The organism is Paenibacillus germinis (assembly GCF_013141785.1).
GTDB lineage: Bacteria > Bacillota > Bacilli > Paenibacillales > NBRC-103111 > Paenibacillus_E > Paenibacillus_E phytorum.
In genome coordinates, this window is sequence record NZ_WHOC01000180.1 from 1 (window position 1) to 1,087 (window position 1,087).

Here is a 1,087-nt window from a genome sequence, read left to right on the forward strand (position 1 = left end):
TTATATGATGTGTCTTTTCGATCATCAAATAATAAGTAAGGTCTCCTTATAATTAGTATTAGAAAGTCATCGCACTGATCAGCAAACAGCAGCAGCAGCCTTGGAATAAAATATTCCAGGCTGCTGCTGTTTTTATTCAACTAACGTTAACCGTTAGTTCAACCTAATGTCATTTTCCTTTACTTGTATCAATTTTAGCCTTTTCAATTATTTGTGTTATAAAGGGATGTTTAGCTTTCGTATAAGCCGCTCGATCATTAGGATATTCTTCAGCAAGCTTTTTCTTCAAATTACAGTATTGTATTAATACATCTGGATAAGTTTTTAAATAATCTCTAAACAAAATATTATTATTCCAATCTTCACCACCGAATTTATACATATGAAGATGATGTGTACCAGCACCTCTTTCACCTTTTCTAAAAAACCTTCTATTGGGAAGTTCCTTGTGAAAAACGTGCTCATAGTTAATTTTGTGTAATGGTTCAATGAATTCATCTACCTTGTTTAAATCACTTACTCCAACCATAAAATCAATAATCGGTTTTGCACCTAATCCTTCTACCGATGTACTACCAATGTGTTCAATTCCAAGAATTCTATCACTTAATACTTCTCTTACTTTCATAGCTTCTTTTTGATATTGAAAAAACCAATCCGAGCTATACTCCTCAATAACTACGCTTTTCTCCATACACGCCTCCAGAAAAATGAATATTTCATTTATTTTAACATTTTTTATCGTTACCCGTTAACGTGTCACTTGCGTAAATCTAGAGACGTTCCCCAAATAAGTTTAATTACAGGCTTGGTCTGTAGTTCCAGCGGCAGTACGAAATTCTCCTTATCAAACTCTGAGACGAGACATTCAAAGTTACCCTTGCGTTTAATTTGGACACCGTTGATATTCTCTAAGTAGAATTTGCTTATTTCGTCTGTTCCAGAATACAGTCTTAATTGACCACTTCGACTTGCTTCTTCAATATCAAACTCAGCCTTGAAATCCCCCCTAACTACTTGGAAGGAAACTGATGTATATTGCCACGGAACACTTTTATCGCTAAGCTCTGCTTCACACTCAAATAGG

General features: G+C 34.7%; 2 protein-coding genes. Both read right to left on the reverse strand.

Annotation, left to right across the window (positions count from 1 at the left end; all coding sequences use genetic code 11):
- Positions 1-169: 169 nt before the first annotated feature.
- Positions 170-694, reverse strand: a complete 525-nt coding sequence (locus GC102_RS34990; RefSeq protein WP_171693613.1) for a GrpB family protein — start codon at positions 692-694, stop codon at positions 170-172.
- A gap of 65 nt (positions 695-759) precedes the next feature.
- Positions 760-1,087: hypothetical protein (locus GC102_RS34995; protein ID WP_171693614.1), on the reverse strand; the 328-nt coding region annotated here is incomplete at its 5' end.

Excerpts from the sequence above, each read along its gene's own strand:
- GC102_RS34990 (WP_171693613.1), bottom strand. The coding sequence starts at position 694 with ATGGAGAAAAGCGTAGTTATTGAGGAGTATAGCTCGGATTGGTTTTTT.